Annotated in this window: 15 protein-coding genes, 1 tRNA gene and 2 pseudogenes; 6 read left to right on the forward strand and 12 right to left on the reverse strand. The window is 36.7% G+C overall.

From position 1 onward, the window contains the following. Nucleotides 1–226 precede the first annotated feature (226 nt). Nucleotides 227–1,260 (forward strand): annotated as a pseudogene (locus ALLST_RS11820) (IS110 family RNA-guided transposase); the annotation flags it as partial. Between the two features lie 924 nt (nt 1,261–2,184). Then, nucleotides 2,185–3,410: pseudogene (locus ALLST_RS10810) on the forward strand (IS110 family RNA-guided transposase). A gap of 224 nt (nt 3,411–3,634) precedes the next feature. Here ALLST_RS10810 and ALLST_RS11060 read toward each other — a convergent pair. Next, nucleotides 3,635–5,155 carry a GH25 family lysozyme gene (locus ALLST_RS11060; protein WP_019893089.1) on the reverse strand — a complete coding sequence of 507 codons (1,521 nt, stop codon included), beginning with the start codon at nt 5,153–5,155 and terminating at the stop codon, nt 3,635–3,637. A 480-nt stretch (nt 5,156–5,635) separates the two neighbouring features. Between ALLST_RS11060 and ALLST_RS0105500 the strand changes: the two genes are divergently transcribed. Together ALLST_RS0105500 and ALLST_RS0105505 are read left to right on the forward strand one after the other, a co-directional pair. Continuing rightward, on the forward strand, nt 5,636–6,847 hold the full coding sequence (locus ALLST_RS0105500; RefSeq protein WP_019893091.1) for an HAD hydrolase family protein: 1,212 nt from the start codon (nt 5,636–5,638) through the stop codon (nt 6,845–6,847). Then, nucleotides 6,810–7,712: a hypothetical protein gene (locus ALLST_RS0105505; RefSeq protein ID WP_019893092.1), complete on the forward strand. Its 903-nt coding sequence runs from the start codon at nt 6,810–6,812 to the stop codon at nt 7,710–7,712. The genes ALLST_RS0105500 and ALLST_RS0105505 overlap by 38 nt, the downstream gene beginning before the upstream one ends. 85 nt (nt 7,713–7,797) lie before the next feature. Here ALLST_RS0105505 and ltrA read toward each other — a convergent pair whose 3' ends face one another. From ltrA to ALLST_RS0105555, 9 genes are all read right to left on the reverse strand, one after another. Beyond that, on the reverse strand, nt 7,798–9,102 hold the full coding sequence (gene ltrA / locus ALLST_RS0105510) for a group II intron reverse transcriptase/maturase (RefSeq protein ID WP_019893093.1): 1,305 nt from the start codon (nt 9,100–9,102) through the stop codon (nt 7,798–7,800). A gap of 681 nt (nt 9,103–9,783) precedes the next feature. Continuing rightward, a complete protein-coding gene (locus ALLST_RS0105520; protein ID WP_019893095.1) occupies nt 9,784–10,206 on the reverse strand; it encodes a DUF2871 domain-containing protein in 423 nt (140 codons plus the stop codon). 552 nt (nt 10,207–10,758) lie between these two features. Then, the gene (locus ALLST_RS0105525) at nt 10,759–12,213 is read right to left on the reverse strand and encodes a M81 family metallopeptidase (RefSeq protein ID WP_019893096.1); all 1,455 of its coding nucleotides are present in this window, start codon (nt 12,211–12,213) and stop codon (nt 10,759–10,761) included. 127 nt (nt 12,214–12,340) lie between these two features. Further along, nucleotides 12,341–12,658 carry a PTS sugar transporter subunit IIB gene (locus ALLST_RS0105530; RefSeq protein ID WP_019893097.1) on the reverse strand — a complete coding sequence of 106 codons (318 nt, stop codon included), beginning with the start codon at nt 12,656–12,658 and terminating at the stop codon, nt 12,341–12,343. Nucleotides 12,659–12,814: 156 nt separating this feature from the next. Continuing rightward, nucleotides 12,815–13,450: a DNA-3-methyladenine glycosylase family protein gene (locus tag ALLST_RS0105535; RefSeq protein ID WP_019893098.1), complete on the reverse strand. Its 636-nt coding sequence runs from the start codon at nt 13,448–13,450 to the stop codon at nt 12,815–12,817. A gap of 134 nt (nt 13,451–13,584) precedes the next feature. After that, on the reverse strand, nt 13,585–14,181 hold the full coding sequence (gene yihA, locus ALLST_RS0105540; protein ID WP_019893100.1) for a ribosome biogenesis GTP-binding protein YihA/YsxC: 597 nt from the start codon (nt 14,179–14,181) through the stop codon (nt 13,585–13,587). Beyond that, nucleotides 14,178–16,589 carry an endopeptidase La gene (gene lon / locus ALLST_RS0105545; protein ID WP_019893101.1) on the reverse strand — a complete coding sequence of 804 codons (2,412 nt, stop codon included), beginning with the start codon at nt 16,587–16,589 and terminating at the stop codon, nt 14,178–14,180. Before lon ends, yihA begins: the two co-directional genes overlap by 4 nt. Before the next feature lie 129 nt (nt 16,590–16,718). Further along, nucleotides 16,719–17,960 carry a trigger factor gene (locus tag ALLST_RS0105550; RefSeq protein ID WP_019893102.1) on the reverse strand — a complete coding sequence of 414 codons (1,242 nt, stop codon included), beginning with the start codon at nt 17,958–17,960 and terminating at the stop codon, nt 16,719–16,721. Between the two features lie 2 nt (nt 17,961–17,962). Next, nucleotides 17,963–18,685 (reverse strand): hypothetical protein, encoded by a 723-nt coding sequence (locus ALLST_RS0105555; protein ID WP_019893103.1) that lies wholly within the window; start codon nt 18,683–18,685, stop codon nt 17,963–17,965. Nucleotides 18,686–18,929: 244 nt separating this feature from the next. On the opposite strand from ALLST_RS0105555, the gene tig reads away from it, so the two are divergent. After that, nucleotides 18,930–20,150, forward strand: coding sequence for a trigger factor (gene tig / locus ALLST_RS10225; RefSeq protein ID WP_019893104.1), 1,221 nt, complete (start codon nt 18,930–18,932; stop codon nt 20,148–20,150). Between the two features lie 197 nt (nt 20,151–20,347). On the opposite strand, the gene ALLST_RS0105565 is transcribed toward tig, so the two are convergent. Beyond that, the gene (locus tag ALLST_RS0105565; protein WP_019893105.1) at nt 20,348–21,136 is read right to left on the reverse strand and encodes an InlB B-repeat-containing protein; all 789 of its coding nucleotides are present in this window, start codon (nt 21,134–21,136) and stop codon (nt 20,348–20,350) included. A 94-nt stretch (nt 21,137–21,230) separates the two neighbouring features. Here ALLST_RS0105565 and ALLST_RS0105570 point away from each other — a divergent pair. Continuing rightward, a tRNA-Arg gene (locus tag ALLST_RS0105570) sits at nt 21,231–21,307 on the forward strand. 42 nt (nt 21,308–21,349) lie between these two features. Here the strand turns inward: ALLST_RS0105570 and ALLST_RS0105575 are convergent. Beyond that, entirely contained in the window at nt 21,350–21,772 is a 423-nt protein-coding gene (locus tag ALLST_RS0105575) for a GNAT family N-acetyltransferase (RefSeq protein WP_019893106.1), read from the reverse strand. Nucleotides 21,773–21,840 lie beyond the last annotated feature (68 nt).

Below are 21,840 nucleotides of genomic sequence, written 5' to 3' on the forward strand. Positions count from 1 at the left end.
ACCGAGTGAATTTGATCACTCGGTCTTTTTTCTCTTGCTATACTGAAATTAGCGGAAGAGATCGTTGCTTTTTTGAGATTTGATCTCGCAAAAAAATTGATAGAAGATCTTCTGTATGCACCACTGACTGTTTCGAAATAGAACGAATAATTCGCCCTGCTCGAGAACGTAGAAAAAAATATTAATTCGCAGAAGATCGGCCGCTTTTCTATTTTTGGAGGTAATTATGGAAAGACTATATGCGGTTTGTTGTGGTATCGATGTTCACAAAAAGATTTTGGTGCTTGTTTGAGAACGAAACAATCTACTGAAATTCGTTCTTTTGGTGCATCAACTCAAGATCTTCTTGATCTTGTGGATTGGTTAACAGCCAATCAATGCGAAGCTGTAGCGATGGAAAGTACAGCTTCATATTGGAAGCCTGTTTTTTTAATATTCTTGAAGGCTATGATTTAAACCCAATGGTTGTCAATGCTCAACACATGAAACAAGTTCCTGGACGAAAAACAGATGTAAAAGATGCTGAATGGATTTCTGATCTGTTAATGAATGGACTTCTTAAACCGAGTTTTATTCCAAATAGACGTCAAAGAGAACTTCGCGAACTATGTAGATACAGAAAATCATTGATCGTTGATTTAGGTGCTGAAAAGAATCGACTTCAGAAAATGTTAGAAGGAGCGAATATCAAACTATCTGGGACAATATCCGATATTAATGGTAAGAGTGGAAAAGCTCTTCTTGACTATATTTGTTCTGGCGAAATTTTTGACGACGAAGCTTATGAACGACTTCTTGCAGAAAAGTTGATTTCCAAACGATTAAAAGCACCTAAAAAACAATTGATCAAAGATATGCAAGGTTGTATCAGCCCAATTCAGGCACAAGAATGATCAAAGTGATTCGAACTCATATTTAGAGAACTTGTAACAAGCGCACAGAAAAAGAACGTAATCGACATTTCAAATCATCTAAACGAAGAAGAAGAAAACGCAGTTGATTAATCAAAGACATCCCTGTGTTTTCAGATACGAGTGCACAAACGATCGTTTCATCATTGGACAGATAAGTCGCGCTTTCCAAACAAGCGGAGCTTTGTGTTCATGGGGTGGACTATTGTCCTGGAATATCATGAAAACGCGCGAAAAAAAAGAAATGGAAGAACAAACAAGGGAAATAAACTCTTAGGAAGGCCTTTTAGTGGTTTGTGTCCTCAGTGAAATGTTGATAAAAGATTCTTACTTTGGAGAAATGTTACGGAATGCCTTGCATTAGAGAAAAAGAACTGAATGTTGCAGTTGCACAGCGAATATTTAATCATTTAGCAAAGACATGAAATAGTGAGAGATTTGAGATTTACGCATATTTAAAAGAAAAATACAACAAAAACTGTTAGTATCAACTTTAAAGAGCTTGAAAATTTGAACCAATTGAACAACATTCCTCGCAAGGCTTTCAAATTTTATCTATTTTATTTTTTCAACATCGGGAAGTTTTTGTGCGCTTTTTTCTAAAACGTTCGATTTGGTTACAGAAAAAAAAGAGATAAAACTGCTTTTCACTGGTGAATAACATTGGATTGGTGACACCATTTTACACATTTCCATTCAATAAAAAAGCTTTCCGTTTTTCTGCGCCTTTATTTGTAGAAATTTGGAAAGCTTATCTGCGAAAATGTTATGAGTTCTTGCGCAATGGAGACAGTTCTTCAAGAACAAAACATAATTCTAAGGTGAAATAGAACCTTCACCGATTTCTCATACAGAAATAGGGCATTTGAGCGATTATATGCTGCATATCGATCAGTTTGGAATCTTTATCACAGCTATCAAAGATCAAGTGATTGTTCTTTTATCTTCTTAATAAATTCAAAGTCTATCGTTGTCCTACATGTAAAGTTCAAATCATATTTGAAAATGAGTTACACACCAAAAAAAATAACCAATAGGGGCTCACCCTCTGATGTCCGAGTTAATTCTAGCAGTCGGCATTTTTTCCTCGCCTATACTGAAATTAGGCAAGATCGTTCTTTTTGAGATTTGATCTCAAAAAAATTGATAGAAGATCCTACTGATCCGCAAGACTATTGTGCCCAGACGCGCAATAATTGGCCCTGTTCTCGAGAACGTAAGAAAAAAATATATAATTCGCAGAAGCGGCGCTTTTCTATTTTTGGAGGTAATTATGGAAAGACTATATGCGGTTTGTTGTGGTATCGATGTTCACAAAAAGATGCTTGTTTGAGAACCAAACAGCTCGAAATTCTTTTGGTGCATCAACTCAAGATCTTCTTGATCTTGTGGATTGGTTAACAGCCAATCAATGCGAAGCTGTAGCGATGGAAAGTACAGCTTCATATTGGAAGCCTGTTTTTATATTCTTGAAGGCTATGATTTAAACCCAATGGTTGATTATACTAATCAAACACTCCTGAGAAAAACAGATGTAAAAGATGCTGGGTGTTTCTGATCTGTTAATGAATGGACTTCTTAAACCGAGTTTTTATTCCAAATAGACGTCAAAGAGAACTTCGCGAACTATGTAGATACAGAAAATCATTGATCGTTGATTTAGGTGCTGAAAAGAATCGACTTCAGAAAATGTTAGAAGGAGCGAATATCAAACTATCTGGGACAATATCCGATATTAATGGTAAGAGTGGAAAAGCTCTTCTTGACTATATTGTTTCTGGCGAAATTTTTGACGACGAAGCTTATGAACGACTTCTTGCAGAAAAGTTGATTTCCAAACGATTAAAAGCACCTAAAAAACAATTGATCAAAGATATGCAAGGTTGTATCAGCCCAATTCAGGCAAAGATGATCAAAGTGATTCGAACTCATATTTCAGAACTTGAAGCGCACATCAAAGAACTGAATGACGACATTTCAAATCATCTAAACGAAGAAGAAGAAAACGCAGTTGAATTAATCAAAGACATCCCTGGTATTTCAGATACGAGTGCACAAACGATCGTTTCAATCATTGGAACAGATATGTCGCGCTTTCCAACAAGCGGAGCTTTGTGTTCATGGGGTGGACTATGTCCTGGAAATCATGAAAGCGCTGGGAAACGAAAGAATGGAAGAACAAACAAGGGAAATAAACTCTTAAGAAGTACTTTAGTTGTCTGTGCTCACTCAGCTGTGTTGAAAAAAGATTCTTACTTTGGAGAAATGTATAAACGGATTGCCTCACATAGAGGAAGGAAAAGAGCTATTGTTGCAGTTGCACACGCAATATTACAAATCATTTGGCAACTACTCAAAAAGAATGAGAGATATGAAGATTTAGGCTCAGATTACTTTGAAAAGAAAAATCACAAAAATAAGTTAGTATCAACTTTAAAGAGGCTTGAAAATTTTGGAATAACTCTCATGCCAGAACAACTGGCACAAGTAGCCTTCTAGAATTTTACTATTTTATTTTTTCAAAAACGTCAGGGATTTTGTGCGCTTTTTTCTAAAACGTTCGATTTGGTTACAGAAAAAAAAGAGATAAAACTGCTTTTCACTGGTGAATAACATTGGATTGGTGACACCATTTTACACATTTCCATTCAATAAAAAAGCTTTCCGTTTTTCTGCGCCTTTATTTGTAGAAATTTGGAAAGCTTTATTTCTAATTCTTTACTTTATTTATTTTCATATTTCTTATTTTCAATATCGGCTTTTACGACATTTCCGATCACTTCAGCGGCATCGACAAGAAATTGTTGTGCTTCACTGACGAGAGAAGATTCGTTTGCTCTTGCATCATATGCATACCAGGCAATTCCCTCTTCAATCCAGCCCATATTCACTAATGCTTTTACCTCATCGCGTTGGAGCGTGTAGTGGTGCGTTCCTGTTTGCGCATTTGGATTATATAAGCGATAGACTGGATATTGGCTTTTATTAGAAGCACTTTTCCAACCAATCCCTTCATAAACCCAACCTAATCGAACTAAAGTATCTCGTTCAACTGTATCGGATGTGTAATGGTGATCTCCACTATTCGGGTTAAATAAACGATAAACGTTTCTCCCTTCTTTTGGGGCTTGCCATCCTTTTCCTTCTTCGATCCAGCCATTCACAACACAATTGTCGCGTTCTTGGGAACTAGAAGTATAGAAGTGTTCTCCAGAATGTGGATTATATAAACGATACATATCCATCATTTCCCGATAAGGATCGATTTGTGCTAAAGCTTGCCAGTCATTGGCATTGCCATAGAATTTGTTTAAATCTAGATTGCCATTATAGCCTTCTAATTGTCCTCGGCTTGTATATTGGTGCATATAGTAATTCTCGAATGCACCTGTTCCATAACAGTCTGTATTGGTATCTTCTGTTTTCCGATATCCTTCTTGTGGTTTATTTTCTAAATACTGAGCAACCCACAAGTGATATCCTTTTTCGGCAACTTTACTCCAATCCAAAGTGCGAGCATAGTGAATACTTGTATACACAAGTGGTTTTACACCGGATAGCGTGTAATACGTTTCTAAAAAGCGTAATGCCCATCCTGTTCCACCTTTAGAAGAATCTTCGCCATCATAATGAAGTAATTGTGATTCTTCAAAGTCTAGAATAGGAACTCCTTTTTCAATATAATCTTTTGTTTGTTCATAAAAGAAGGTTGCTTCTGCTTCTGGAGAAGGGTTATCTTTCATGTCATTACCAAAGTGATAAAATCCCAACAAGCGTCCTTGACTGAGCGTTTTATTGGCAAATTGTCTAAACATTGGGTCTATATAGCTAGCTCCACCTGTTGCTTTAACAATCACAAAGTCGGCATCTATACGGTCAAGATCAATTGAACTTTGCCAGTTGGAAATATCAATTCCATCTAATGTTGTGGTTGATGGACGGGGATTGTGGTTTGTTCCTAATTCAAAATTTTCGTTAATATACAAACTGTCCTCAAATGTTTCTACTCCTTGTTCATAACCAAAATTGTTTACATCATGATTTGACATAGAAGAAGGTTGCGGATTCGTTTGATCTGTTTCAAAATTTCCAAATTGTTCATCCGCGAGTTCTGACGTTGTTTGACCTTCAACAACTTCATCAAAATCGTCCGCCAATACAGATAAACCCATATTTGAGACCATTAAACTCGTACTTAAGGTAAGCCCGAAGATTCGCGCGATTACTCGTTTTTTGTTTTTCATCTCGTCATTCCCTTCTCAATATAGATACATTCACAAGCAGTAAGAATAGATTCTCACCACAAGTGATTGGGGGTTTTTCTTTACTCAATATTGTCCTGGCGATCATCATGTGTTTGGTGATCGCATCGTTTCCCTACGGACAATACGATGTATTTTAGCATAATCAAAAAGATTGGAATACAAATTTTAAAAATCTAACAAAACTATTCAGATTAGAATCAACATTTTTAGATTAAAATAGAAAAGGTTAAAACCATCCTTTTCTTTGCCTTTTTATCAAAGAAGATCGATCTCAATTTAAACGACCTCTATCGAATTTCATCCATACCTTTGCAATTTTGAAATTCATGGACAAGAATCATATTTTTTTGACAAGATCGATCGTCAATTCCCCGTTTTGTCAATTGACTTGATAAGATGAACACATTGAGAAAATAAACGATCAATTAGAATCGTCGATATAGATTGAAAGGATTATTCATGAAAGAAATCAACACACTTGTCCTCTCTTTAGAATATGCATTAACGAATCAATCTTTAGATATTCCTACTGCAACACTTTCCATTTTGCAGGACTTGAAAAAACAAGGCTTAGTCTTAGGTCTTACTTCCGCAAAACCAGTCTCTTTTTTACAACGTTATCTTCGGATCAAACGCTTAGACAACCTCTTTTCCTTTTTGATTGGATCAAATGGGGCCGAGTATTACAACATGAAAACTCATCAGAAATTCGTGGATCAAAATTTAACGATGAATGATTTAGTTTCGGTGTATAACTTATGTCGAAAGCTCCAACTCACATGGGGTGTCATTGATCAAAACGAACTTTATCTTTCTAAATTTGATCCATTTGGTTTTCTTTACGCCCTCCGCCACCGTCTTAAAGCCCACTATAAAGGTTTTAATGACCTACCGAAAAACGCTAAGATTTCCCAAATCCTGATTTTCGGCAATCATGGATTATTGACCCGCTTTGAAAGTAACTTTATTCAAGCCCAAAAAGAGCATGGCATAGCTTATCCTTCTTATGATTTAAATCAATTTATCCAACAGAACACCAATGAAGATAGTTTATGTTTAGAAGAGTCTGAAATGGATGATTTCGAAGATGATAGTATTGATCTAGATGATCACTCATTTCACGTTTTCAATACCTTTTTTGAATCCCCTTCGATAAATGATGAGCAACTCATGCCTTTAGAAATGGAAGATCAAGAACATCGTGAAGAACCGGCTATCAATGAAAATGCCAGCCAACAATCGATCATTCGACAATTTATCCAGTCACATGGAAATTCTTCGACATCGCGCAATGAACTGCAAGCTTTGTTACATCGCAATTATGCCTATAAATGTGAACAACTTCCTTTGCGCATCATTCACAATTCAGATCATATTTTATCGATTTTGCCGCCTTCTTCTAGCGTTTATCTGCGTCTACAAACGGCACTAGAACAATTTAAACTCGATAGTGATAAAGTTCTATATTATGGAGCAACCGATAAAGATAGTTTAGCAATGCTGTATACTTATGGTATCGCAATTAAAGGAACGCCTCGTTATGTGAGTGATTGTTGTCATATGATCACTAAATATAATGGAGCTCAAAATGGAATTGGATATAACTTAAACGCATTAAGAGTGGAGAATAATTTTGAATTTTGTAAGCCGAAGCGAAAAAAAGCGCAATGAAGACGCGCTGATCATCGCTCATACACCTAAACAACCCATTTCAAAACAAATCGTAAACGCCCAAGACGTATTCACGATTCGAGTGGACGAGCATCCTAATCTTTGGATCGTCGCTGATGGTGCAAGTGGTCTTACGCAAGCAGATCATATGCACGTTGCAAGTGATGCTGCATGGTTTTCTCATTTTTTATGTCATTATTTAGCTGATCATAACGACCAGACCAAAACATTATCAACATTACTTTCGGAAGCGTGCCTTTGCGCAAAATCACAATTTGAAGATTGCCCAGAACTTGAACAACCTTCTTGTGCAATAGCAATCCTTCGAAAAAACGAATCACATCAATGCTTTGATTATTTATTACTCGGCGATTGTGTTCTCTTTATTCAAATCAAAGATGCACAAACATCAATGCCTTCTTATTTAAAAATCACAGATGATCGTATCGCTGATTTCGATCAGCTTGCAATTGATGAAATGATGCGCCTAGCCAAGCAAAAAAATGAATCTCCGGTTATCCAACGACCTTTTGTACAATCGATTTTGATTCAAAATCGTAGTCAGAAAAACAAACCGAATGGATATGCGATAGCTGATCTTTCCAACGATTGGCTCCATCAAGAAATTACGGGCTCGATCATGATGGATCAACTCCAACATGCCGCTTTATATTCTGATGGATTTGATCAACTCCAAAGTTTTCTTGCCTTAGACAATCAGCAATTTGGTGAATATCTATTTAGCCATCATGCTCAAGATCTTGTTGATCAGCTTTTTCAATTTCAAGAAGAAGATTCTCATTGTTCTCGTTTACCACGCTTAAAAAAGCGAGATGATACTTCTCTCATTTTAACAATAGAGTAGAGGGAGACTATCTGTGAGTCTCGCCCCTCTCATTGCACCGTACGTACGGTTCTCGTATACGGCGCTACAGCTTTACAGTTTTATTTCATGCGTTATAAAATGATAAATAGAGATTAAGGGGATCGATCAATCCTGGTCGATCTCCTTTTCTCATTGCCAAAATATTTGGTGAGATCAGAAAGTTCACTGTTCGCATTCCTGCTGTCCTATATAGGCCTAGCCTGGAGTTGGCTGTTTGTCTGATCAATTCAGATTCTAAAGGCCATTTAGATATGCGATTCAATTTCATCAGGTTATCGAAAATTGTTCGTGGTCTTTTCCACTGTTTCAATATGACAACTCGGATTTTATGCCTGAGCCACTCACCGAACTTAGTCAGGAACTTTTTCATCGAACCAATGCTAAAATAGTTAATCCAACCTCTGACGATTTGGTTTACTTTTGTAAATACGTCTTTTAATGGTGATGCGACCGCTCTTTTTCTACAAAGAACTTCTTTGATTTTGTCATAGAGTCTTTGTTTACGGTCATTTGTCGGTTTTGCCTTCCATCCATCTTTACCCTTCCAAAAGGTAAAACCTAGAAAGGTACTTTCTGGTGGTCGACATACATGGGTTTTAGTTGCACTGACAGTGAGAAATAGTTTCCTTTCTAACCAACTGGAAACTGATTTCATGATTCTATTCGCAGCTATTTCACTTTTGACGAAGATTACGACGTCATCGGCATATCTGCAGAATCTAAGTCCTCTACTCTCTAATTCTTTGTCGAATAGATCTAGATAGATGTTGGCTAGTACTGGCGAAATGCACCCACCTTGCGGTGTGCCGAGATCACTTTTTACGATCTTGCCCTCCTCAAGCACGCCTGCTTTGAGGAAGGATCGGATCAGATGGAGAACTTCTTTTTCATTGATGAGATTTCGGATCAGTGAAATGAGTTTATCGTGATTCACTTTGTCAAAGAATTTCTCGATATCTAAATCGATGACCCAGTCGTAACCTTCGTTCAGGTAATTCAATGCCTGCATGATGGCATCATGTGCACTTCTGCCTTTACGAAAACCAAAACTACTATCACTAAACGACGGGTCAAAGATGAGATCGAGCACCTGAGCAACTGCCTGTTGAATGGCTCTGTCCATGACAGTTGGAATACCTAACGGGCGTTTCTTTCCATTAGGTTTAGGGATATAGACCCGTCTGACCGGTTGGGGCTTATATTTCATATTCAGTATAGCCTCAGTAATTTCTTCCTGATGCTTATCCCAGTAGGATTCAAGATCACCCACTGTGACTCCATCTATTCCTGCTGACCCTTTATTCCGTTGGACAGCTCGGATAGCTTGATTCATGTTTTCTGATTGAAGTATTGATTCAATTAAACGCATGATGCGTCTCCTTTCTTTTCACAAACAAATTCAGATCATCCTCGTCCAGAGTGTCCCAGAAGATTACGTTTCTTCTGTATTGGATTTTTCCAGATTTACAGATTACTGGTTTGTTATTTCAAAGCGGAACGCTCTGTAAAACCATTAGGGCCTTCAGTCGATGACTTACTATGCCCTCAGCTGACTTCTCGCGACAAACCTTATTTCGACCGAACCCGTTCTCTTTGGGCCACCGATTGCTGATTTTAAAGCTTCTCGGAATATCGTCCGCGAGATCTCTCGGGGTAAGACACACATCTTTCACTGCACAACCTCCTGATTTACCGTCTTGGCGTTACGTTTGTCTTTTGGGCTTTGGTTTGTATTGCAACCTTACCCGCCATTTGGCCTTGTATCAGGTTTCTGTTCGTAGGCTCGACAGCTTTGCTACACCGCTTCCTTCACCCCAGCCTCACGGCTTTCGGCTTGCGGTTCGCTACACTTGGCGACAAATACCTGTGATCGGACTTTCACCGACAAGATGTGCGCCATGCCCGACACACAATTAAAAAAAACAGATACGACTTTAGTATCTGTTTTTTTCTCATATCGATTTGAAAATGACTATTGTAAAAAGATTTTTGGGCTTGCAACATCTGTCGTTTAAATCTGTGTCTTGCCGCATAATCTTCTGTTTAGACTCTAGATTTCGTTATTTTCTGCCGATTTAAAGAGGGCTTGGAATAAGAAAACAATCCCAATTGTTAAAATGATGTGACCCAATCCTGCAAATCCCGAGATCATGCTGCTGACAGTACTGCTAATTGGAAGAGCAAATAGTTGAGTAACGCCTCGAACAGTCATAAATCCCAAAGTTAAGATTAGACCAATATTGTAAGTCCATTCGAATTTTTTAAAAGATTTTTGTTCTTCAATATGGAAGTTCTTCATAAATAATGGAAGCAGAACAAATACTGCTGTTCCGAGTACTAAAGCATGTGTATGTACTAACCACATGACAGTTTGTCCTGTAAAGTTCGTAAATTTTGTCACTTCTCGGGCAAATACTCCGGCAATGAGTCCGAAGACAAGATAAGCCACTGCAATTTTATATGATTTTTTCATAATATCTTCCCCTTTGTCTAAAATGAAACATTACACTTTCAAGTTTTGAAGTATAGCAGATGATTTTCTAAATCCTCAAAAAGCATTTTGCCTTTTTTGAAAGTGTCTTTAGAACTCACTTGTATAAGTAGGGATCTGTGTTACAAAATTATGAACCCTTTTCTGTTTGAAATTGTTCATTTTGTTTATAGGATCTTTCCACATAGGTGAAATACACAAGCTTTTTCCAGAACGGTCTGTCATCTGTTTTGAATCGTTCTAACTTCATGGTTCAAAGTTGATCGAATACTCAGTTTTTTTGCCTCAAAAATCTATCATTTCATCTTTTGCGGCAATCGGCTCGTTTACTGGATCTCCATTGTAGTATATGGCATATCATTTTGCTTGAGGAATGCACTTAAAGTTTCTTTATTTTTAAGATTTTTCCCTTCAAAATATGCAGTTCAATCGATTTTCTCAACTATAAAGTTGAATTCCTTTTAACTCAGTGATCAATTCATCTTAATTAGATTAAAAAAAGCTGTAACTGAATTAGCTACAGCTCTTATAAAACTAGTGAATATAATATAATTCATCAAATTCATCAATTGGCCACATTGGACGCGCAATCTTTTTGAAAGGAATCCGTTCGCTTCTCTGAATCGTTGGTCCATCGGATAAAGCCATAATATGATGATTTGTTTCTGGGATCAGATAAGTATCCAAATATCCCATTTTTACAATTACGATGTCATAGTCATGGAATGGCGTTTTAGCCCCATCAAATTGTTCCATATGGCCATATTGAACATTATGATTCATGACAATAATATCAATATTTGTTTCGTCCACATTCAAGACGTAAGCTTCACCTAAATTTTGGTGATTGCCATAAACTTGTTCTCCAATTGTTTTTAAAGAACAATGAATTGTGACAGGAGCACTTCCCTCATCTTCATGAATGCCTAAATCAATACTGAAATGGTCACCGATTTGATATTGTTTCAGTTGTTCAAATGCTTGCGCATCATTGATTCCCGCAAACAATACTTTCTTATCTGTTTTATGTTTTAAAAATTCACGAAGAACGATCGTATTTTGACCATATCCGCCAGCACCACAGTTATCTCCTGAATCTGTAATTACGACTGTTTTTTCTGGATAAGCAATCGCTTGTTCGATAGATTCTTTCACTTCATCGAAATGACCAGAGAATTTAAATTCATGGCGATGATCCCAAACATATTGACTAATTTGATTGGCAACGTGTTCACAATGAATATGATCTTTTTCTGTATTTGGAATGACAGTAATTGCAGCCCCTAATTTATCATCATCATGGCGAATAAATCCAACATGGAAACTTGTTGAGAATACGCGAGGATCTTGTTCTGCTTCGTCTAATAAACGGTTAATACTACAAACAGGTTCTTTAGCCGATACACTTCTCTCTCCACCTACCATAATTGGGAGTTTTTTAACGATTGGATGCATTACGCGCTTATTTTTCATTAAATCGACTAATAAAGTCGCAACTTTACGTTGTGTGTCCACCGTATCAGAGTGTGGCGATTCACGATAACATCTTACAATATTCAGTTGTCCAGCCAATTCATTCGTTAAGTTTCCATGAGGGTCGAGTACCATCGCGATTGGCATATATTTTCCAGTGATCGCCCGAATTTCTTTCATTAAATCGTGTTCACCAGATACACAATCTAATCCTTTTACCCCACTTGCACCATGGAATTGTAAATACACGCCGTCAATTTCGTGTACATGTTGTCTTAAAGCGTCTAAGATATGATGTTTAATATAGTTAAATGTTTCCAAACCAATCATCCCGTTAGGATGAACAACAGCACTGATGCTTGGAATAATTTCAATTCCTTCATTTTCAAAGATATCTCTTACATGCATTCCATCAATGCTTTCTTGTTCGAATGTAATATGAAAATCATCACGAGTCACAATGTGATGGATATGTTCATTACATTCAGCACTAAATTTTGCAACAAAAACTTTCATATGATGTCTCCTTTTACGTTATTGTAAAACGCTTACTCATAATCTTCTTCTAAACAATTTCCTAACGCCTAGGAATTTTAAAGCATATATTCCATGTGCAACTTGAATTGAAATATCTATTTTTATTTTATTCCGCCTTCTTAGCCTGCTTAATCAATCGAACAGCTTGTTTTAAAACGGCCATCCCATTCATTAAGCCATAAGCTTCGCTATCGATCACCTCAATTGGTTTATCAGGAAATTGTGTTTTTAATTTAGGTACCGATAAACGGACTTGTGGACCGACTAAGATACAATCGGCATCTTTTGCTTTTGATTCGGCAAGCATTAAGGAATATGCATTGATATTGCATTCTAAATTCGCTTTTTTAGCTGCTTCACGGACTTTCGTTACTAATAAACTCGAGCTCATTCCCGCTCCACAAAAGATTACTATATTTTTCATTTCAATCCTCCTTGAGTTCATTTTAGAAAAACTAAATACATTTGTCAGTAACGCCAAGATCGACAAATCGAAAGTTATTCTAAATTACGACAAATATACTAATATAGATAAAACAAACGAAAACAGATGATATTTGTATTTAATTTGGAATGTTTATTATTCTTTGAAAAACTCATCATTCATGTCTGAGATTTGTCCATTGGCAATGGCCCATAAATAAAAACTAGCAATACTGCAATAAGGAGAAAAAAGTCTTTTATATTTTTCAAAGAGTTGCCGATCAATTTTTTGATGATGGTAAATCATACATAAACCTTTTCGAATGCCATAATCTTGATTGCTCAAAACATTTTTTCGTTGCATACAAAAAATAAGAATCATTTGAGCAGTCCAAACACCTACTCCTTTTAAACTCGTCAATTGTAGAATCACTTGTTCATCATCCATATCCCATAATGCTTCTAAATCAAATTGTTGATCATTTACTTTTTTCGCAAACTCTAAAATAGAATCTGCTTTCTTTTGTGAAATTCCAAAGGATCGTAAATCATCAACTGTACAAGCACTGATCGTCTTCGCATCGATTGTTTGGCACGCATCTTGTAATTTTTGCCAAATCGTTGCTTGCGCTTTAGTTGATATTTGTTGCGCAATAATTTGACGGACTAGTGTTGAAAATATATCATCATCTACTTCTCGTTCGATCCAGCCAATTTGATCAATGACTTTGCCAAGTTGTTGATCTTGATTCTTTAAATACTCGATTTCTTTTAGACCATATTGAAATATCATTTTCTAACGCTTCTTTCATTTACCTGCATTTAACGTATCATCAAACGTCTATTCGATCTAGATCCTAGAATTTGTACAAGTTCTTTAGGCGAAAAAAAACACTCTTCAAATCCCGAAGAGTGTTTCATTTTATTTTATTGTTCGACTTCAACACCGATTGTTTTTCGGATGGCTAAATCAATTTCATCTAATCCTGTTTTTTCAACAGAAGAGATCGGATAAATGTTTTTTAGCGGAATCTGTAGCGCTTTTGACAACATTTTGAGATGTGCTAAACGTTTTGTTTTTGGCACTTTATCAATTTTTGTTGCACCTATAAGGACTGTTCGATTTGTTTCTTTAAAATACTCGATCATATCTAAATCATCACGAGTTGGTGCATGTCTTGCATCGATTAAAGAAACCACCGCTTGCAGATTTTCACGATCTGCGAAATATTCATCCATCATCGTTCCCAGTTTTTGGAGCTGATTTTTAGAAAGCTTGGCATAGCCATAGCCAGGAACGTCCACTAATGTCCATTCGCCATCAATGTCAAAGAAATTCAACAGTTGGGTTTTACCTGGTGTATTCCCAACAAAGGCTAACTTCTTGCGATTACAAAGGGCATTAATAAATGAACTTTTACCGACATTGGATCGTCCAACCACAACAACTTCTGGTTTATCTAATTCTGGCCAAGACTCTTTGGAGCTAGCTGAAGAGATAAATGAGGCTTGATGCGTACTCATTCTTTCTCTTCCTCTTTTTTCTTGGTCGTGCGTTTACGAGTTGTTTTTTTATTTTCTTCTTTTAACAACTCAGCTAATGGTGGTTCTTGAATGGGTTGTAATGGTTTGGTCAAGGCATGTTCAAGTACTTCATCAACTGTAGCAACAGGAATGAAGTTTACGACATCTTTGACTTCTTGAGGGATTTCATCTAAGTCTTTGACATTTCCTTTTGGAATTAAAATTGTTGTAATTCCAGAACGATATGCGGCAAGAGATTTTTCTTTTAATCCCCCGATCGGTAAAACATTGCCTCGTAAAGTAACTTCACCAGTCATCGCTAAGTTTGATTTCACCGGGATTTGTGTCAACAATGAAGCAAATGCAGTTGTCATCGTAATTCCGGCTGATGGTCCATCTTTTGGCACCGCACCTTCTGGTACATGTAAATGGATATCCGTTTGAGCGAATACTTTTTTGGAAATGCCATAACGATTGGCATTGGCATGGATGTAGTCTAAGGCAATTGATGCTGATTCTTTCATGACATCGCCAAGTTGACCCGTTAAAATCAGAGCGCCTTTTCCATCAAACTGATTGGCTTCAATTTGCAGAATATCACCGCCAAATGATGTATAGGCTAATCCAGTTACTGTTCCCACTTGATCTACTGTTTCTTTTTTACCGTAATCAACTTTTTCGTTTCCTAACCACTCTTTAATCAAGTCTTTATCCACAACGATTTTTTCTTTTTTATCTTTGAGGACAGCTAAAACCGTTTTCCGCGCTAAAGAAGCGATTGTTCGTTCAAGTTGACGGACACCTGCTTCGCGTGTGTAGTAGCGAATCAAGTATAAGATCATGTCTTCATCAATGATCAATTGATCAGGCGTTAGACCATTTTCTTTTAATTGTTTTGGAATTAAGTGGTCTTGCGCAATATGGATTTTTTCGACATCCGTATAAGAAGACAGTTCAATAATTTCTAAACGGTCCTTCAATGCGGCTGGAATGTTTTCCAAATAGTTTGCGGTCGCAATAAAGAGTACTTTAGATAAATCATAAGGCTCTTCAATGTAGTGATCGGAGAACAAGGAGTTTTGTTCAGGGTCTAAGACCTCTAACATTGCACTTGCTGGATCACCTTTATAATCGGAAGCCATTTTATCAATTTCATCAATCAAGAACACCGGGTTTGTGACTTGCGCTTTTTTCAAGCCTTGAATTAATCGACCTGGTAATGCCCCTAAATAAGTTCGGCGATGACCACGAATTTCCGCTTCATCACGGACACCACCTAAAGACATTTTCACAAAGTGGCGATCTAAAGCACGTGCAATTGATTTTGCTAAAGAAGTTTTTCCGACACCTGGAGGACCTGCTAAACAAATGATTGGCGCTTTTAACGAATTCGTATTTTGTTTAACCGCTAAGTATTCCAAAATACGTTCTTTCACTTTTTCTAAGCCAAAATGATCTTCTTCGAGGATCTCTTTTACTTTTTCTAAGTCTTCGTTATCTTGAGTTGTTTGCCACCAAGGTAAATCCATTAACCAATCGATATACGTTTTGATCGTTCCTGTTTCCCCAGAAGCCATTGGTAAGTTTTCATAACGAGTAAGTTCTTCTAAAACTTTTTTCTTAATGTATTCTGGGTAAGGGTTGTTAGCAAGACGTTCACGAATTTGATCGCCTTCTTTACCTGGTGTAGAGCCATCCGATAATTGTTCTTGCATGGCGTTGATTTTTTCACGCAAGTAGAAATCTTTTTGATTTTGATCAATACGCTCTTTAACGGTTTCGTTAATCCGTTTTTCAACTTCATTAATCTGTTTTTCACGTTCAATATCTTCAAGAAGCATGACTAAACGGTCATTGATTCCTACTGTTTCCAAGTATTCTTGTTTTCGTTCGATCGTTAATGGGAAAAGTTGAACGGCTTTATCTGTCAAAGCATCTGGTGTAATTCCTTTAGAAATTTCCAGCATTAAATCTTTGGACATAAATTTTTCGCCAGGGCGCATTTTTTCAAGTGCAGCACTTGCCATTCTCATTAATACTTCTTCATCAACTTGGTCCTGTTGAACACTTGGCATCAATTCGATATCAACAAGTTCGGACAGTTCTCCAAATTCGAAACCGATTTTACGAGCACGTTCAATTCCTTTGAATTTAATTCTTAAAAATTTATCAAAACGGCGAACGTGGCGAATTTCGCAAAGCATACCGATTTCATGAACATCATCTGGTCCTGGATTTTCAATTTCCGGATTGGATTGAGAAAACAGACAGATGCGATCATTGTAGTTATCTTGTGCGTTTTCGATAGATTGTAAGCTGTTGGTACGGCCAACATCAATCACAAGTTCCTGACCCGGGAAAACTACAACTCCGCGGGTACATATAATGGGATACGTATTTGAGTTCATCACTTATTTTCTCCCGTTCTATTGATTGGAAAAAAGACGCTGGTTAGGCGTCTTTTCAATTTCCACTAATCTATTGTATTATTTTTTCTTTCAAAACGTGTAAATTACGCCTCGATCGAAGCAGACAAATTAGTTTTGTGCGTCAACGATTACGTCAACAACTTTGTCGTGTAAAGCAGATTTTTTGATGAAAGTTACTGTTCTTTCATCTACTTCGCTACCTTCTGGTAACATTGCTTTATATTCATCTACAGCTTTTTGTGCTTCTTCTTCTGTTAATTCGATGTTTTGGTTTTTACGGAATTGTTCAACGAATAAATCGAAGAATGCTTCTTGAGTTGCAGCTTCTTGTGCCTGTGCTTTGTAGTCATCGCTAGACATTAAGTTATGAACGAGTTCGTCTGCATTTTTACCGGAAAGACCAAATTGCATACGGATTGTTTCTCTTAAGTTACGTTCCATAGCACGTTCTACTAATGCTGCTGGTACTTCGTATGGGTTTTCTGTATGTAATGCATTGATTAATTCATTGAAGAATTTGTTGTTGTTTTCGTTGTCTAAGTTTCTTTGTAAGTATTCACGTACTTTATTTTTGAAATCTTCGCCGTTTTCGCATCCTTCAAAATATTTTTGAGTTTTTGCGAATTCATCAAGGTTGAGTTCTGGTAAAGACGCAACTTCGATAATTTCAGCTTTTTCTTGTTTGTCGGAAACTGGGTTTTTGAATTCTACAGTTTCACCAACTTTTTTATCAGCAGTTGCTTCGCGAACTGCAACTTCGTAAGCAGATTCACCATTTAATTTGAATTGAGTAACTTTAGTAGAATCTTGAACGGCATTTCCGTCTTCATCTAATTCAGTTGTACGTAAAGTAACAGTGTGAGCACCGTTTACTTCAGCACCTTCTTCATCATTGAATTCGTAGTTGTCTTCTACGTCATATAAGTTGTTGATGAATTTATCAACAGCTTCTTCTTCTACTGTAGATTCTTCTTTTGTTGCAAGTTTATCCCATTTTTTGATTTCGATTGCTTCTGGTAATGTGATATCTGCACAAACTGTGAATTCACCGTTATCTGCCAATGCAAGTTTAATATCTTTAACATCGATTACTGTTTCATCGTTTTCGTTGATGTAATCATCGATTGCATCATAAACTTTGAAAGTTTCAGATAACATATATTCCATATGTTCTTTAGTGATCATTTTTTTGATTACACTAGCAGGTGTTTTCCCTTTACGGAAACCAGGCATATTAGCGCCTTTTGCAAAGTTGTTTACTACTTTTTTCTTTGCTTTAGAAGTTTCTGGTTCATCGTAAACCAGAGTTAATTTGATCAGATTTCCGTCTCGTTCGAAACTTTTGTTCATCGTTATTCTCCTCGTCTTTCTATTCTTAACGGATATGATTTCAAGTCATCTAATTGATGATTTTTTGCGAACGCATCCCATCCTGCTTCATCTTTCATGGAAAGATAAACAAGACGAACGATAGCAGCGGCCAGGCTCTTTGGATCAACATGCTCAAAATCAAAAGGCAATGTTTCCAAAATTTCCTGGTCCAACAATTGATTTGCAAAATCCTCAGTCAGGATCAGACCATTAGAAAGCCAATCCTGAAACAACTGTCGAGTTTTCGAAATTGTTGGATCATCAAAATCATTCGTTAATAAAGATGGGTTAAATTCAATCGTCAAGCCATCTTTGATCATCGTATAGTCATCATCCACCCTTTGGCGAATCAATTCTAAAATCAATTCTCCTTTAAACTCATCTAATAAACTTAGATCATTCAAAAGATCTTGAACATGATCATGATGATTGCGTAAATTTAATCCTTTCAACACACTAACTGCTTTTTCTTTGCTAGCGATGTTGCCTGAAATTAAAGTATCTAGTTTTGCCCCATAGTCAACGCTAACGACTTCGATTTCACCTTTACATTGAATGAGTAAATCTTGCAGTTGCGTTTCAACTTCCATCGGAACGTATGGAATTGCGAGCTCCTGCTCAATCAGATCCGCCGCAAGTGCAGTTTTTCCTGCGACTAACAATGCGTGAATGTTGTCAAAAAGGCTTTGATAAAAGGAATTCATTAGATCCTCCGAGCATTCGATATTATACTCAAAGTCAATATCGAAAACAACATGCCGACAAACATCGACCTTATCTATTGTACCAAAGATCGCTTTGAAGATCGTAATTTTACTCTTATGAATGGCGATTTCGTCATTTTTTTGCCTTGCTTAATACTCAAACAATTGTAATGATAATAAGTGCGTTATTTTTCAGTTTTAATATAAACTAGGATAAAATAACACAGTAAAGGAAGATGATAAAATGAATTACAATTTTGAACAACTCGATAACAATACAGTCGTGATTTCATTTACTCTTGCTAAAGAAGAGATTGAAAAAAATTTAGAAGCTGCTGCTAAAACAACAGGTAGCGACGATGCAGCTGCAAACCGCAACTTTGTGATCAACCAAGAAACATTCACAACAGTAAACAAAGTAATCGCTGAACACTCTTTAAAACTTGGTACTAACCCAATCACTACAACAAACGAAAAAGAAGATGGTTCTGTTGAAGTTAACGTTAAATTGATTTTAGTTCCTGCAGTTGAACTGCCAAGTTACACAGGGCTTGGTGTTGAAAAAGCAGAAGTTAAACTTACTGATGAAGAAGTTGAACAACAAGTCACAAGCCATATCCAATCCACTCGTTTATGGAACGACGTTCCAGCTGATCAAGCCGCAAAACTTGGTGATCAAGTCATCATCGACTTTGTCGGTACAAAAGATGGTGTCGCATTCGATGGCGGTACTGCTGAAAAATTCCCATTAGTATTAGGTAGTGGTCAATTCATTCCTGGCTTTGAAGACCAATTAGTTGGTGTTAAAGTCGGTGAAGTTCGTGACGTTAACGTTACATTCCCAGAAAACTATGGTGAACCAACACTTGCTGGTGCTCCTGCTGTCTTCAAATGTACAGTTCATGCTATTCAAGAAATGGTTAAACCTGAACCAACAGATGAATTCGTTGCAAAAATGAACATCGAAGGTGTTAATACAATTGAAGAATTACGTAATCGCACTCGTGCTGACTTACTTGCTACACGTCAACAAGAAGTTGAAGATCGCTTCGCATTCGATATTCTGACTTTGATTGCTAAAGATGCAAAAATGGATATCCCACAAGAAATGATCGATTCTCAAATCGAACAAGCAATGCAACAATACGAAAGCCAAGTACAACAATTTGGTATGACTTTAGAAGACTTCTTAAAAGCATCTAAACAATCTCTTGATGACTTCAAAGCAAACGTTGCACCACAAGCAGCTGAACAATTACGTTCCGCGTTAGTTCTTGATGCAATTGCTTTAAAAGAAAAAATCATCGCTTTAGAAGAAGATGTTGAAAAAGAATATGAACTTCTTTCTTCTGTATATAACTTCCCTGCTCAACAGCTTAAAATGATGATTCCTGCTGATGCCGTAAGTGCTCAAATCGTTCAACGTAAAACTTTAGATTTCTTAAAAGAAAACAATAAGAAATAAGCAACCCAATCGATTTAAGCAATGATTGAGTGGATCAAATCCATTCATTCAATACATCAAATCAATAGGCACTACCATGTAAATCAAACATCGGTAGTGCCTTTTTTATTTTCTTTTTTTGCATATCCTTCAAGATCAGTTTTAAAAAAACAAATCAATCAATTGAGTGATTTGTTTTTCCATTTATACCTTTTTATTTATGACTTTAAAATCTTGAACGTTTCGCTATTTTGTTTGCGCCATGATGCTTTAAATGAACAATTGTTGATCGTTCCATGACGAACACTTAAATGTAAGTGTCCTTTTAGATCTTTCCAACCTTCAAAGTCGTAACCTTCTTTACTCGCTTTAGGCAACAAAAATGTAGCTGATCGGCTCGTAAATGATTCAATCGGCAGTTCATCAAATTGTCCACCATCTAAATCATAGAACACTTTATAACGTACAAACTCCCATTTGGCATAGAGCATTGTTTCCTGTTCAAATCGATGGTCTTCTTCACAAAAGACTTTTCCGGCTTCGTCTAAATGCCACCCTAAAAAACGACATCCCATTTTGATCGGAGTTGGCCATTTTTCAAGTAAACCATTCGCATTTGCTTTGGCATCGCCAATCCGTCCGCCACCTAGAGTATTAAAGTGAATTAAAACCGGATCACGGAATACGCCAACTAAATGAATTGCTTTGCGTTGTGTTCCATCTAGATAGTCAACACGCTTACCATTTAAATACCAACCGACGAACTGACGATCTTTACACGTTGCTGGATACAGTTTTACAAGTTGGGTATTCGCATCTAGTTCATGGGGATTATAAGGGGAGTTCACACCTTCATCTAATTGGTAATAAACAGGATATTTATCTATCGTCCATTTTGGATAAAGGTGAATTTCATTAGGCAAGATGCCACCCGGATTCACCTTTTGCGTTAAATCCGAATTCACATACCAGCCTTCAAATGTATATCCATCATGATTATTTGGCATACAAAACTCCTTTCTTTCTTATCTAAGATTTTTTTCAAAAAAATTTAATTTAAAACTTGAATTCATTTGCGATAAATGATATATTCTTATCGCTGTCCTGGTAGCTCAGTTGGATAGAGCATGCGCCTTCTAAGCGCACGGTCGGGTGTTCGAATCATCTCCAGGACGCCATTTTTTTACTTAAATTGCGGATCACAAGATCCGCTTTTTTTATTATTCGATTACTTTACTCATAAACATTTCCATCGGCTGTTGAAAGCCAGGAACATAGAGAATCAAACTTCCACAATCTTGATAACCGATTTTTCGATAAAAATGTTGAGCTTGTTCATCGACTTGTGTGGAGATCAAAAGCAATCCATATCCTTGTTTTTTCATATCTTCTTGCCAATGTTCCATCAATTTCTTTCCATAGCCCTTTTTTTGTTCTTTAGGATCGATATATAACAACGTACAAAACGGAATTTGATCCCAAAACAAGTTATAACGTAACAGTCCAATGGGTCTATTTTCTTCTAGCAATACATATCCTTGTTTCATTTGGACTTTATGTTCAAATTCTTGTTTTGGAAGATGGCGATCAAAACGAAACCAAAACGCTTCATCTTCGGTTTGAACATAGCGAATGTTAGTCAAAATATTCACCTCATTTATAGTCAAATCACGTCGCAGTAAAAAAACGTAACTTCAATTGGTAAGAGTAT

The organism is Allobaculum stercoricanis DSM 13633, assembly GCF_000384195.1.
Classification (GTDB): domain Bacteria; phylum Bacillota_I; class Bacilli_A; order Erysipelotrichales; family Erysipelotrichaceae; genus Allobaculum; species Allobaculum stercoricanis.

Excerpts from the sequence above, each read along its gene's own strand:
- ALLST_RS0105525 (WP_019893096.1), bottom strand. The coding sequence starts at position 12,213 with ATGAAAGTTTTTGTTGCAAAATTTAGTGCTGAATGTAATGAACATATC.
- ALLST_RS0105565 (WP_019893105.1), bottom strand. The coding sequence starts at position 21,136 with ATGCCAAATAATCATGATGGATATACATTTGAAGGCTGGTATGTGAAT.
- lon (WP_019893101.1), bottom strand. The coding sequence starts at position 16,589 with ATGAACTCAAATACGTATCCCATTATATGTACCCGCGGAGTTGTAGTT.
- ALLST_RS0105550 (WP_019893102.1), bottom strand. The coding sequence starts at position 17,960 with ATGAACAAAAGTTTCGAACGAGACGGAAATCTGATCAAATTAACTCTG.
- ALLST_RS11060 (WP_019893089.1), bottom strand. The coding sequence starts at position 5,155 with ATGAAAAACAAAAAACGAGTAATCGCGCGAATCTTCGGGCTTACCTTA.
- ALLST_RS0105535 (WP_019893098.1), bottom strand. The coding sequence starts at position 13,450 with ATGATATTTCAATATGGTCTAAAAGAAATCGAGTATTTAAAGAATCAA.
- yihA (WP_019893100.1), bottom strand. The coding sequence starts at position 14,181 with ATGAGTACGCATCAAGCCTCATTTATCTCTTCAGCTAGCTCCAAAGAG.
- ltrA (WP_019893093.1), bottom strand. The coding sequence starts at position 9,102 with ATGCGTTTAATTGAATCAATACTTCAATCAGAAAACATGAATCAAGCT.
- ALLST_RS0105500 (WP_019893091.1), top strand. The coding sequence starts at position 5,636 with ATGAAAGAAATCAACACACTTGTCCTCTCTTTAGAATATGCATTAACG.
- ALLST_RS0105555 (WP_019893103.1), bottom strand. The coding sequence starts at position 18,685 with ATGAATTCCTTTTATCAAAGCCTTTTTGACAACATTCACGCATTGTTA.
- tig (WP_019893104.1), top strand. The coding sequence starts at position 18,930 with ATGAATTACAATTTTGAACAACTCGATAACAATACAGTCGTGATTTCA.
- ALLST_RS0105520 (WP_019893095.1), bottom strand. The coding sequence starts at position 10,206 with ATGAAAAAATCATATAAAATTGCAGTGGCTTATCTTGTCTTCGGACTC.
- ALLST_RS0105530 (WP_019893097.1), bottom strand. The coding sequence starts at position 12,658 with ATGAAAAATATAGTAATCTTTTGTGGAGCGGGAATGAGCTCGAGTTTA.